This window comes from Pseudogulbenkiania sp. FW507-F1 (assembly GCF_058781125.1).
This window is the reverse complement of the sequence record NZ_JBYSWM010000010.1, coordinates 32595-44986: the sequence shown is the minus strand read 5'-3', so window position 1 is coordinate 44986 and position 12392 is coordinate 32595. Positions and strand designations below refer to the sequence as shown.

The 12392-nt window shown below is 66.3% G+C and carries 12 protein-coding genes; 5 read left to right on the top strand and 7 right to left on the bottom strand.

What is annotated here, in order from left to right; genetic code table 11:
* Positions 1–48: 48 nt before the first annotated feature.
* From gatB to gatC, 3 genes are all read right to left on the bottom strand, one after another.
* On the bottom strand, positions 49–1476 hold the full coding sequence (gene gatB / locus AC3WG5_RS08500) for an Asp-tRNA(Asn)/Glu-tRNA(Gln) amidotransferase subunit GatB (protein WP_492568394.1): 1428 nt from the start codon (positions 1474–1476) through the stop codon (positions 49–51).
* 169 nt (positions 1477–1645) lie between these two features.
* Complete coding sequence (gene gatA / locus AC3WG5_RS08495; protein ID WP_492568393.1) at positions 1646–3097, bottom strand: Asp-tRNA(Asn)/Glu-tRNA(Gln) amidotransferase subunit GatA; 1452 nt, start codon at positions 3095–3097, stop codon at positions 1646–1648.
* Positions 3098–3181: 84 nt separating this feature from the next.
* Positions 3182–3469: an Asp-tRNA(Asn)/Glu-tRNA(Gln) amidotransferase subunit GatC gene (gene gatC / locus AC3WG5_RS08490; RefSeq protein ID WP_008954691.1), complete on the bottom strand. Its 288-nt coding sequence runs from the start codon at positions 3467–3469 to the stop codon at positions 3182–3184.
* Positions 3470–3685: 216 nt separating this feature from the next.
* On the opposite strand from gatC, the gene AC3WG5_RS08485 reads away from it, so the two are divergent.
* Genes AC3WG5_RS08485 through rodA form a run of 5 tightly spaced genes read left to right on the top strand, consistent with a single transcriptional unit; the run spans position 3686 to position 9253 of the window.
* A complete protein-coding gene (locus tag AC3WG5_RS08485) occupies positions 3686–4729 on the top strand; it encodes a rod shape-determining protein (RefSeq protein ID WP_008954690.1) in 1044 nt (347 codons plus the stop codon).
* 43 nt (positions 4730–4772) lie between these two features.
* On the top strand, positions 4773–5660 hold the full coding sequence (gene mreC / locus AC3WG5_RS08480) for a rod shape-determining protein MreC (protein ID WP_008954689.1): 888 nt from the start codon (positions 4773–4775) through the stop codon (positions 5658–5660).
* Between the two features lie 2 nt (positions 5661–5662).
* Positions 5663–6166 (top strand): rod shape-determining protein MreD, encoded by a 504-nt coding sequence (mreD, locus tag AC3WG5_RS08475; RefSeq protein WP_008954688.1) that lies wholly within the window; start codon positions 5663–5665, stop codon positions 6164–6166.
* A 14-nt stretch (positions 6167–6180) separates the two neighbouring features.
* Positions 6181–8178 (top strand): penicillin-binding protein 2, encoded by a 1998-nt coding sequence (gene mrdA / locus AC3WG5_RS08470; RefSeq protein ID WP_008954687.1) that lies wholly within the window; start codon positions 6181–6183, stop codon positions 8176–8178.
* Positions 8159–9253, top strand: coding sequence for a rod shape-determining protein RodA (gene rodA / locus AC3WG5_RS08465; RefSeq protein ID WP_014085606.1), 1095 nt, complete (start codon positions 8159–8161; stop codon positions 9251–9253). The genes mrdA and rodA overlap by 20 nt, the downstream gene beginning before the upstream one ends.
* A gap of 259 nt (positions 9254–9512) precedes the next feature.
* On the opposite strand, the gene AC3WG5_RS08460 is transcribed toward rodA, so the two are convergent.
* From AC3WG5_RS08460 to AC3WG5_RS08445, 4 genes are all read right to left on the bottom strand, one after another.
* Positions 9513–10058, bottom strand: coding sequence for a hypothetical protein (locus tag AC3WG5_RS08460; RefSeq protein WP_492568392.1), 546 nt, complete (start codon positions 10056–10058; stop codon positions 9513–9515).
* A gap of 291 nt (positions 10059–10349) precedes the next feature.
* Positions 10350–10664: an AzlD domain-containing protein gene (locus tag AC3WG5_RS08455; RefSeq protein ID WP_008954684.1), complete on the bottom strand. Its 315-nt coding sequence runs from the start codon at positions 10662–10664 to the stop codon at positions 10350–10352.
* Complete coding sequence (locus tag AC3WG5_RS08450) at positions 10661–11362, bottom strand: AzlC family ABC transporter permease (protein ID WP_008954683.1); 702 nt, start codon at positions 11360–11362, stop codon at positions 10661–10663. Before AC3WG5_RS08450 ends, AC3WG5_RS08455 begins: the two co-directional genes overlap by 4 nt.
* Before the next feature lie 43 nt (positions 11363–11405).
* Positions 11406–12260 (bottom strand): AraC family transcriptional regulator, encoded by an 855-nt coding sequence (locus tag AC3WG5_RS08445; RefSeq protein ID WP_294865743.1) that lies wholly within the window; start codon positions 12258–12260, stop codon positions 11406–11408.
* Positions 12261–12392: the final 132 nt, after the last annotated feature.

Sequence of the window (12392 nt, the reverse complement as noted above, 5' to 3'; positions counted from 1 at the left end):
CATGCCGCCTGTCGCCGGGTCGGGGCCCGGCCTCTGCCGCACCGGCCGTCAGGCCAGCTTATGCTTGAGGATTTCCTGTACCTGGGCCGGGTTGGCCTTGCCCTTGGAGGCCTTCATCACCTGGCCGGCCAGCGCGTTGAGCGCCTTTTCCTTGCCGGCGCGGAACTCTTCCACCGCCTTGGGGTTGGCGGCGATAGCCTCGTCGACCATCTTCTCGATGGCGCCGACGTCGGACACCTGCTTCAGGCCATCGCGCTCGATGATGGCATCGGCGGACAGTTCGCTGTCCCACATCGCCTCGAACACCTGCTTGGCGAGCTTGGACGACAGCGTGCCGTCAGCGATGCGCGCAATCAGCCCGGACAACCGTTCGGCGGCGATCGGGCAGTCGCCGATCTCCTTGCCGTCGCGGTTCAAGCGCGCGGCGATCTCGCCGTTGACCCAGTTGGCGGCGAGTTTGCCCTGGCCGGAAACCTTGGCCACGGTCTCGAAATATGTCGCCAAGGCGCGCGAGCCGGTCAGAAGCCCGGCGTCGTAGCCGGATACGCCGAACTCGGCGACGAAACGGGCCTGCATCGCGTCAGGCAGCTCCGGCATCTCGGCGCGGATGGCCTCGATCTGGGCGCTGTCGATACGCACCGGCAGCAGGTCCGGATCGGGGAAGTAGCGGTAGTCGTGCGCGTCTTCCTTGCTGCGCATCATGCGCGTCTCGCCGCTATCCGGGTCGAACAGCACGGTGGCCTGCTGGATCTTGCCGCCGTCTTCCAGCGTGTCGATCTGCCACTGGATCTCGTACTTGGCGGCCTGCTCGAGGAAGCGGAACGAGTTGAGGTTCTTGATCTCGCGACGGGTGCCGAATTCCTTCTGGCCCTCCGGGCGTACCGACACGTTGACGTCCATGCGGAAGCTGCCTTCCTGCATGTTGCCGTCACAGATGCCCAACCAGGTCACCAGCGTGTACAGCGCCTTTACGTAGGCCAGCGCCTCATCCACCGAGCGCATGTCGGGCTCGGACACCACTTCCAAGAGCGGCGTGCCGGCGCGGTTGAGGTCGATGCCCGACAGGCCCTGGAAGTCTTCGTGCAGGCTCTTGCCAGCATCCTCTTCCATGTGGGCGCGCGTGACGCCGATCACCTTCTCCTCTTCGCCGACCAGGATCTTGAGCTTGCCGTGCTCGACGATTGGCAGCTCCATCTGGCTGATCTGGTAGCCCTTGGGGAGGTCGGGATAGAAGTAGTTCTTGCGCGCGAACACGCTCTTCTGGTTGATCGTGGCGTCGAGCGCCAGACCGAGGCGGATGGCCTTATCCACTACCGCGCGGTTCAACACCGGCAGCACGCCAGGGAAGGCCAGCTCGACCGCCGAGGCCTGAGTGTTGGGTGCGGCGCCGAAGGCGGTGGAGGCGCCGGAGAAAATTTTCGATGCGGTATTGAGCTGCACGTGCACCTCAATGCCGATGACGACTTCCCATTTCATGGTCGGAAAATCCTTCTACATGAAAGAACGGAGCAAAGCACCGCCCTTCGAAAACGTAAACTTCCAGCCTGCGTGCGAACGGCCCGAAGACAAGGCGGGCGCGCGCAGACAGTACGTACTGGTACGGCCGGCGCGCCCAACGCCGTATTCGGGTTGTGCAGCCGCAGGCTTACAGGGCCGGCGCCTTCTGGTGCCAGTCGGTGGCCTGCTGGAACTGGTGCGCCACGTTCAGCATCTTGGCTTCGCCGAAGTAGTTGCCGATGATCTGCAGCCCCACCGGGCGGCCGTTGGCGGCGAAACCGGCCGGCACGCTCATGCCGGGCAGGCCGGCCAGGTTGACCGACAGCGTGTAGATGTCCGACAGGTACATCTGCACCGGGTCGTCCGACTTCTCGCCGATATTGAACGCCGCGGTCGGCGCCACCGGTCCAAGGATCACGTCGCATTGCTCGAACGCGGCCTTGAAATCGTTGGCGATCAGGCGGCGGATCTTCTGCGCCTTGAGGTAGTAGGCGTCGTAGTAGCCGTGCGACAGCACATAGGTGCCGACCATGATACGGCGCTTGACCTCGGCGCCGAAGCCCTCCGCACGGGTCTTCTCGTACATGTCGACCAGGTCCTTGTACTCGGCGGCACGGTGGCCGTAGCGCACGCCGTCGTAGCGGCTGAGGTTGGTCGAGGCCTCGGCCGGGGCGATCACGTAGTAGGCCGGAATGGAGAGCCGGGTGTTGGGCAGGCTGATCTCGACCACCTCGGCGCCCAGTTTCTTCAGTTCGGCGATGGCGCCATCGACCACGCTGGCGACGTCGGCGGACAGGCCCTCGGCGAAGTATTCGCGCGGCAGGCCGATCTTCAGGCCGTTCAGCGGCGCATTCAGGTCACGGCTGTAGTCTTCCTTGGCGCGCTCGAGGCTGGTCGAATCGCGCTGGTCGAAACCGGCCATGACGTTGAGCAGCAGCGCGCAGTCCTCGGCGGTCTGCGCCAGCGGGCCGCCCTGGTCGAGCGAGGAGGCGTAGGCCACCATGCCGTAGCGCGACACCACGCCGTAGGTCGGCTTGATGCCAGTCACGCCGCAATGCGAGGCCGGCTGGCGGATCGAACCGCCGGTATCGGTGCCGGTGGCGATCGGGGCGAGGCGCGCCGCCACTGCCGCGGCGGAGCCGCCGGACGAGCCGCCGGGAATCGCCGCCAGGTCCCACGGATTCTTCACCGGGCCGTAGAAGCTGTTCTCGTTGGACGAGCCCATGGCGAACTCGTCCATATTGGTGCGGCCGAGCGTCACCAGGCCGGCGGCGCGGCACTGCTCGATGACGTGGGCGTCGTAGGGCGAGACGAAGTTGTCGAGCATCTTCGAGCCGCAGCTGGTCTTCCAGCCCTGCTGGCAGAAAATGTCCTTGTGCGCGATCGGCACACCGGCGAGCGGGCCGGCCTGGCCGGCGGCGCGCAGGGCGTCGGCGGCGCGCGCTTCGGCCAGGGTCTTGTCGCGGTCGACGCTGATGAAGGCGTTGAGCGTCGGGTTGAGCGCCGCGATGCGGTCGAGGTAGAGCCCGGCGAGTTCCTCGCTGGACACGGCTTTTGCCGCCAGTTGCTGCGACAGCGCCTTGAGGGTGGCGTTAATCATGGTGTCGTAAAATCTCGATAAGCTCGGCAGGTTGGCCGAAACGCGCGCGCGCCGGGAACCAACCGTGCCGGAATCAATCTCTGGTTATTCGATGACTTTGGGGACGAGGAACAGGCCGTTCTCGACCTGCGGGGCGATGGCCTGGAAGGCGGCGCGGCGGTCCGATTCGGTCACCACGTCATCGCGCAGGCGCAGGCTCACGTCCTGCGGATGGGCCATCGGTTCGATGCCATCGGTATCGACGGCCTGCATCTGCTCGATCAGGCCGAAAATATTGTTGAGTTGAGCGCCCACCGCCACGATTTCTTCGTCGGTTACGGCGATGCGGGCCAGCTTGGCGATCCGCGCGACATCCTGATGCGTCAGCGACATGGTGTCCTCGTTAAAACCTTTAATAATTCAAGGCTGATAGGGTATCATAGACTGTTTGATTCACCCAAGATTCGACGCTTCGCCACACTGTTCCGCCGGGGGTCATTTGACGGTTCATGCCGTCCTTCCGGCGACCAGGGGAAGCCGCTAGACCACGACCATTAGCGCCATTGCGGGCTCGTCCCGACAACACGAACACTGAACCAGGACCACCCCATGTTTCGTTCCCTCACCGGATACTTCTCGAACGACCTCGCCATCGACCTCGGCACCGCCAACACCCTGATCTACATGCGCAGCAAGGGCATCGTGCTGGATGAACCGTCGGTGGTGGCGATTCACAGCGACTTCCCGACCAACAAGAAGTCGATCCTGGCCGTCGGTCTGGAAGCCAAGCGCATGTTGGGCCGCACCCCGGGCTCGATCCAGGCGATCCGCCCGATGAAGGATGGCGTAATCGCCGACTTCACCGTGACCGAGCAGATGCTCAAGCAGTTCATCAAGAAGGTGACGCCGAGCCGCTTCTTCTCCGCCAGCCCGCGCATCGTGATCTGCGTGCCGTGCGGTTCGACCCAGGTCGAGCGCCGCGCCATCAAGGACTCGGCGCTGGCCGCCGGCGCGCGCCGCGTCGAGCTGATCGAGGAGCCGATGGCCGCCGCGATCGGTGCCGGCCTGCCGGTGGAAGAGCCGACCGGCTCGATGGTGGTGGACATCGGCGGCGGCACCACCGAAGTGGGCGTGATCTCGCTGGGTGGCGTGGTGTACTCCAACTCGGTGCGTGTCGGCGGCGACAAGTTCGACGAGGCCATCATCAATTACATCCGCCGCAACTACGGCATGCTGATCGGCGAGACCACCGCCGAAGAAATCAAGAAGACCATCGGCTCGGCCTTCCCGGGCGCCGAAGTGAAGGAAATGGAAGTCAAGGGCCGCAACCTGGCCGAGGGCATCCCGCGCGCCTTCACCGTGTCGTCCAACGAGATCCTCGAGGCGCTCACCGAGCCGTTGAACCAGATCGTCTCCGCGGTGAAGATCGCGCTGGAGCAGACACCGCCGGAACTGGGCGCCGACATCGCCGACAAGGGCATGGTGCTGACCGGCGGCGGCGCGCTGCTGAAGGACATCGACCGCCTGCTGGCCGAGGAAACCGGTCTGCCAGTGATCGTCGCCGAAGAGCCGCTGACCTGCGTGGTGCGCGGCTCGGGCAAGGCGCTGGAAAAGATGGACAAGATCGGCACCATCTTCACCAACGTACCCTGAACCGGATTCGCGTCCGGCCTGAACCGGCCGGACGTCCTGCCAGATGGACTTTGCCAACAATCCCAGCTTCATCCGCCAGGGCCCGCACCCGGCGGTGCGTCTCGCGTTGTGCGTGCTGCTGTCGATCGCGCTGTTGATCGGCGACAGCCGCTACGGCCTGATGGAGCACGTGCGCGAAGCGCTCTCGGTGGCGCTGTACCCGGTACAGCGCGCGGTCAACGTGCCGTTTGCCGGCGCGCGCCACGTCATCGACTTCTTCACCGCGCAGGCGGAGCTGAAGGCCGAGAACGACGCGCTGAAGAGCCAGCGCCTGCAGATGTCGGCGCAGCTCGCACGGCTCGCCACCGTGGAACGCGAATACCGCGAACTGCGCCAGCTCAACGAACTCAAGTCGTCGCGCGCCGAGGGCGGCCAGCTGGCCGAGGTGCTCTATACCGGGCGCGATCCGTTTTCCTACAAGCTGATCATCGACAAGGGCGCGGACGCCCAAATCAGTCCGGGCCAGCCGGTGATCGACAGCCAAGGGCTGATCGGCCAGGTGACGCGGGTGCAGCCGCTGACCGCCGAGGTGACGCTGATCATCGACAAGAACCACATGGTGCCGGTGATGATCGAGCGCACCGGCGCGCGCGCCATCCTGTACGGCTACGGCGGTGGCGTCGAAGTGCGTTACCTGCCGAACCACGCCGACGTACAGGAGAAGGACTTGCTGGTGACCTCGGGCATCGACGACCTGTACCCGGCCGGGCTGCCGGTGGCGCGCGTCGGCAAGATCGAGCGCAACACCGGCGCCGCCTTCGCCCGGCTGTCCACCAGCGTGGTGGCCGGGGTGCAGGAGAGTCGTTTCGTGCTGGTGCTGAACCCGAAGCAGCACGTGCCGGCCGCGCCACCCCCGCCACCTGACGCTGCCCCGCCCCGCCGCACGGAGTAACCATGCCGTTTGAGCGCCCCAAAGAACTGCTGAAGCCGGTCAAGCGCCGCTTCATCTTCCTGACCTTCGTCATCGCCGTGCTGGTCGAACTGATCCCGCTGCCGGCGGGCTCCACGCGCTGGCTACCCGACCTGATCGGGCTGCTGCTGCTGTACTGGGTGATCAACCAGCCGCGCCGCGTCAATATCGGCAGCGCCTTCCTGCTGGGGCTGGTGGCGGATGCCGCCACCGCCGGGTTGTTCGGCCAACATGCGCTGGCCTATTCGATCACCAGCTACCTGGCCTTGCGCCAGCAGCGGCAGCTGGTGATGTTCAACCTCGGCCAGCAGGCGCTGGCCGTGCTCGCGCTGATGCTGGCCAACCAGGCCATCATGGTGGTGGCGCGCATGATCACCGGTGCCGCCTTCGTCGGCTGGAGCTATTTCCTGCCGCCGCTGGTCGGCGCGCTGCTGTGGCCGCTGCTGACCAAGCTGCTGTTGCTGCCGTACCGGCAGCATTCGGTCTAGTGGTAGCGCCCGGCATGTCCCGTCCCACCCGTTTCAAGAACACCCAGGCGGAAGAAGGCCAGTTCCAGCTGCGCCTGGTGGTGGCCTACGCCATCATGGTGCTGCTGTTCCTGCTCCTGGTCAGCCGCTTCGTCTGGCTGCAGGTGATGCAGCACGAACATTTCTCGACGCTGGCCCAGAACAACCGCATCTCGCTGGTGCCGATCCTGCCCAACCGCGGCCTCATCGTCGACCGCAATGGCGTGATCCTGGCGCAGAACTACTCGGCCTATACGCTGGAACTCACCCCGAGCAAGATGGCCGACCTCGATGCCACCGTGGCCGAGCTCTCCAAGCTGGTCAACGTTACCCCGCGCGACCTCAAGCTGTTCAAGAAGCTGCGCGCGGAATCGCGCAACTTCGAGGCGATCCCGCTCAAGGCCAAGTTGAGCGAGGAGGAGGCCGCCCGCATGGCGGCGCACGCCTGGCGCTTCCCCGGGGTGGAGGTCAAGGCGCGGCTGTTCCGCGACTATCCGTTCAAGGAGCTGACCAGCCACGTGCTGGGCTATATCGGCCGCATCAACACCAAGGACGTGGAGCGGCTGGAAGAGGATGACCAGACCACCAACTACCGCGGCACCACCTATATCGGCAAGACCGGGTTGGAATACACCTACGAGACCCAGCTGCACGGCACCGTCGGCTTCGAGGAAATGGAAACCGACGCCGGCGGGCGCGCCATCCGCACCCTGCGCCGCACCCCGCCGATCAACGGCCAGAGCCTGCACCTGGCGCTCGACATCCGCCTGCAGGAGCTCGCCGACAAGCTGTTCGGCAAGCGCCGCGGCGCGCTGGTGGCGATCGACCCGCGCGACGGCGGCGTGCTGGCCTTCCTGTCCAAGCCCGGCTTCGACCCTTCGCTGTTCATCGACGGCATCGACAGCCAGACCTGGAAGGAGCTGAACGAAGACTGGGAGAAGCCGCTGGTCAACCGCGCGCTGCGCGGCCTGTACCCGCCCGGCTCCACCTTCAAGCCGTTCATGGCGATGGCGGCGCTGGAGACCGGCGCCATCGGCCCCAACGACATCCGCCCGGCGCCGGGCTACTTCACCCTGCCCGGCAGCAGCCACCAGTTCCGCGACTCCAAACCCTCCGGCAACGGCATGGTCAACCTGGCCAAGGCGATCCAGGTATCGAGCGACACCTTCTTCTACAAGCTGGCGTGGGATATGGGAATCGACCGCATCCATCCGGTGGTGGCGCAGTTCGGACTGGGTAGCAAGACCGGCATCGACCTCGACGGCGAGGCCGCCGGGGTGCTGCCCTCCAAGGAATGGAAGGCCAAGCGCTTCGCCAAGTACCGCCCGGAGGTGGGGCGCTGGTATCCCGCCGACGTGGTCAGCATCGGCATCGGCCAGGGCTTCAACGCCTACACCCCGCTGCAGATGGCCAACGGCGTCGCCACCCTGGCCAACGACGGCGCGATGTTCAAGCCGCACCTGGTGCAGCAGGTGGTGGACGATCGGCACGCCAAGGCCACCCCGATCAATACCAACCCGGTGCGGCGCCTGGCGTTCAAGCCGGCCCATTTCGAGTACGTGAAGCGCGGCATGCAGGCCGTGCTGCAGCCCGGCGGCACCGCGGCGCGCATCGGCGTCAACCTGCCCTACACCATGGCCGGCAAGACCGGCACGGCGCAGGTGGTGCAGATCAAGCAGGGCGCCAAGTACAACGCCGGCGCGCTGGCCGAACGCTACCGCGACCACTCCTGGTTCGTCGCCTTTGCCCCGGTCGAGGCGCCCAAGATCGCGTTGGCGGTGATCGTCGAGAACGCCGGTTTCGGTGCTGCCGCGGCGGCCCCGATCGCGCGCGCCCTGACCGATTTTTACCTCACCGGCAAGGTGCCGGCCGACCTGTCCGGCCAGCTGCAGACGGTGAAGACGGAAACCCGCAGCGCGGCGGAGATTGCCCGGGCCCAAGCCGAGCGCGCCGCCGAAGAGCAGGAGGGCCACGATGCAAACCCCGCTCCTTAAACGAATCTGGCAGTTCGTGCGCGAACCGCTGGACGGCTGGCTGATGCTGTTCCTCGGCCTGGTGTTCGTGCTCAGCATGCTGGTGCTGTACTCGGCCTCGAACCAGAGCTTCGACAAGATCGACAACAAGCTGGTCTACACCGTGCTGGGCCTGGTGGTGATGTGGGGCGCGGCGCGCATGCGTCCGCAGTCGATCATGAACTTCGCACCACCGCTGTACGCGCTCGGGGTGCTGCTGCTGCTGGCGGTGCATTTCAAGGGGGTGACGGTGAACGGCTCGACGCGCTGGCTGGAACTCGGCATCACCCGCATCCAGCCATCGGAGATCATGAAGATCGCGCTGCCGATGATGGTGGCGTGGTTCTTCCAGCGTTTCGAGCTGAGCCTGCGCTGGTGGCATTACCTAGCCGCCATGGTGCTGATCGTGATTCCCGGCGGACTGGTGCTCAAGCAGCCCGACCTCGGCACTGCCACGCTGATCATGGCGGCCGGCTTCTTCGTGCTGTACTTCGCCGGATTGTCGTGGAAGGTGCTGATCGGCGGCGCGGTGGCGTTTGCCGCCAGCCTGCCGGTGGTGTGGAACCTGATGCACGACTACCAGAAGAAGCGCGTGCTGACCCTGATCGACCCGATGGAAGACCCACTCGGCGCCGGCTACCACATCATCCAGTCGATGATCGCCATCGGCTCGGGCGGGCCGTTCGGCAAGGGCTGGCTCAACGGCACCCAGACCCACCTCGACTACATCCCGGAGCGCACCACCGACTTCATCTTCGCGGTGTACTCGGAGGAGTTCGGTCTGATCGGCAACGTCATCCTGGTGGTGCTCTACCTGCTGATCGTCAGCCGCGGCCTGATGATCACGGCGCGCGCCCAGACCCTGTACGGCCGCCTGATGGGCGGCACCATCACCATGTCGTTCTTCGTCTACGCCTTCGTCAACATGGGCATGGTGGCCGGCATCCTGCCGGTGGTCGGCGTCCCGCTGCCGCTGGTTTCCTACGGCGGCACCGCCACCCTGACGCTGATGCTGGGGCTCGGCATGCTGATGAGCATCGGCAACACGCGGCGCTAGGCTGCCGGCAACGTGTGCTGGGAGGTTTTTACAGGACCCGGCTAAGCCGGGCCTCTCCACCCAGGTATTTGATTCCGCAGCCTAACCATTCATTCCCCATCCTCCGCTGAGCGCATCCCTGCGTGCCAATCCATCGCTGAGCAAATCGAAGATTTGCACGCAGAGATTGGCCCAGCGATGGATTCGCACGCGACCCGCCCTTGCCCTGCCAGGGAGCCTTGCTACGTAAGAGAGGATTTGTCAGCAATCTGGTGCCGCCTCAGCCCTCCAGCGGCAGTAGTTGACCATCCACGCCGGCCAGCGCCGTGGCGAAGCCGTGACGACGGTAGTTGCCGCCAATGGCCGCCAGTCGCTCCGGCTGCTGGCGCAACGCCTCCGGCAGCAGGATGCCGAAACGCTGTTCCAGCCCAAGACGGTTGAGGATGTCGCGGAACACCTTGCCGTGCTCGGCTTCCACCCCGGCCACCAGGGTCAGCGACACCGGCAGGTACAGCGTGTGCCATGGACAATCCAGCCGCAGGTAATTGAGCAGGTGGATAACGCGCACGAAACGGTCCAGTACCAGCGACGACTGGCTGGCCTGGCACAGGCCCAGCAAGCGCTCGATCTCGATGGTGTGCCCGGCCGGGCTCAGGCACTGCGTCATGGCCACGGCGCTGCCATCCTCCTGCGGCTGGAAGCGGCTTGCCAGGCGGTGCTTGATGAAGGTGCCGAAAAACTCGCCCTGTTCGGAGAGATGAATCGGGAAGCCGCTGAAATACAGGCTGTGCACCCGCTCGGTGAAAAAAGTCAGTAGTTTGCTCATGCCCGTCTTCCTCGTTGCCCCGTAGAGAGCTTGGACCAGTCCATCCCGCGCGCCCCGACCAACTCGGCATCCCGGTCACGGCCGACCCCGCCTTGCTCGCCTCCTCGCCATGCCCCCGCCGGTTCAAGGCGGGACGATCGAACAGGGTAGCCGCGCCCGTGATATTCCATCAAGTTAGAATTTTTCCATTGCTCATCACGGAATCGAATGAGGCGACCCTCCCGGCGCGGGAGGCAAAGCAAAGCGGCCTCCCCAGCGGGGAGGCCGCGTACGGCGGCGAGCGTCGAGCCCTCAGCCCAGCCAGCGCAGCGCGCCGTACAGCGCGAAGCTGACCACGATGGCGAGCAGCGTGCGCCGCGTCAGTAAGGCCACCGCGCCGGCCACCAGCGTGCCGACCAGGTAGGGATTGGCCGGCGACAGGTCGAGCGTGCCCTGCGGCGCCAGCGCCATCGGCACCACCAGTGCGGTCAACACCGCCGCCGGCACATAGTGCAGCGCGCGGTTGAGCCAGGCCGGAAAGCTCAAACGTTGGCCGAACACCAGGAAACTGGCGCGGATCAGCACCGTCAGCAGCGCCATGCCGGCAATCGTCAGCCAGATCGTCATGCTGCCGCCCTCCTTTCGGCCAACCTTTCACACGCCACCCCGGCCAGCACGCCGACCAGCGCCGCCAGCATCAGGTCGAGCTTGTAGGGCAGGCCGCGCGCCAGCAGCGCCACCGCGCCAGCCGCCGCTGCCGCCGCCAGCGCCGGGCGCTTTTTCAGCTGCGGCGCGACGATGGCGGTAAAGGTCGCCACCATGGCGAAGTCCAGCCCCCAGCCGGCCAGACCCGGCACCGCCTTGCCGAGCCACACCCCCACCACGCTCCACAGGAACCAGTTGAGGTACATCGCCAGCGAGGAGCCGAGCTGGTACCACTGCCCGCCCGCCGCCCCCTGCGAACGGAAGCGGTGTTCCACCACGGCAAAGGTCTCGTCGGTGAGCCAGAACGCCAGCGGCCAGCGCCAGCGGGCGCTCCAGTCGCGCGCGTAGGGCAGCAGCGTGGCGCTGTACAGCGCGTGGCGCAGGTTGACGACGAAGGTGGTGAGCCAGATCACCGGCAGCGCCGCGCCGGCGCCGATCAGGCTGACCGCGACGAACTGCGAGGAGCCGGCGAAGACGAAGGCCGACATCGCCAGCGTGGCGCCGGCCGACAGCCCGGCACCGACCGCCAGCGTGCCGAAGATGACGCCGAACGGCGCGGCGCCGACCAGCATCGGCAGGCTGTCGCGGGCGCCGGCCAGGAGCAGAGCGAAAGGTTTCATCGGAGGGGGCCGCGAGAAAAGTGGGTGACGTGCCCAGTCTGGCTCAGGCGTCGTTGCCGGTCTTGAACGATCTTGCGCCGACGGCACGCTGGTAAGCCGCCGGGGTCACGCCCAGCGCATGGCGGAAAGCCCGCGTCAGATGCGCCTGGTCGGCGAAGCCCAACTCGGCGGCGGCATCGGACGGTCGCCAGCCGCGCCCCAGCAACGTGCGCGCCCGCGCCACCCTGAGCTGGTTGCGCCACGCCACCGGCGGCAGGCCGAGGTGCTGCCGGAACAGACGATTCAGATGATAGGGCGACAGCTCGACGGCGTCCGCCAGCTGCTGCAGCGACAGGTTGTCCGCCAGGCGGTCGGCCAGCAGCGCCCGTACCCGCTCCACCGCGACCGGGTGCGATGCCAAGGGCGGGCTGGCGACGCTCATGTGCCGCCGCAGCACCGTCGAGAACACCGCGTACAGCGCCGACTCGCGCTGCAGCCGGTCCTGGCTCGAACTCAGCAGCAGATGCAGCTGATTGAGCCGCTCGGCCAGATCGGCGTCGTGCAGCACGGTGGCCCGGAAATACGGCACCGCATCGGCGCGGCCGCTGATTTCCTGCGCCAGCCGGCGCATGAAGGCCGCCGACGGATAGAAACCACGATAGGCCCAACCATTCTCCTCGCCCGCCTCGCCGGTGTGCACCTCGCCCGGATTGATCACGATCAGCTGACCGCGCCCGGCCTGATGCGCGCTGCCGTGGTAGTGATAGCGCTGGGAGCCCTGGATCAGGGTGTTGACCACGTATTCCTCGTGGAAATGCGGTGCAAACACATGCTCGACGTAGCGCGCGTCCAGGCACTCCAGCGGCGCGATGTCGTCGGCGCGGAAAAAACGGGCGTACTCGGCGGCGGAATGACTCATGGCGGGGGCGTCGGGAACGATACGTCGATTATGACGGCAAGCGCGCCAACGCGACAGGCCGAAACCGCGACGGGCGGCGACAAAAAACCCCGCCGGCGGACGGGGTGGTCGTGATGCCCGGCGCGGGGGGGG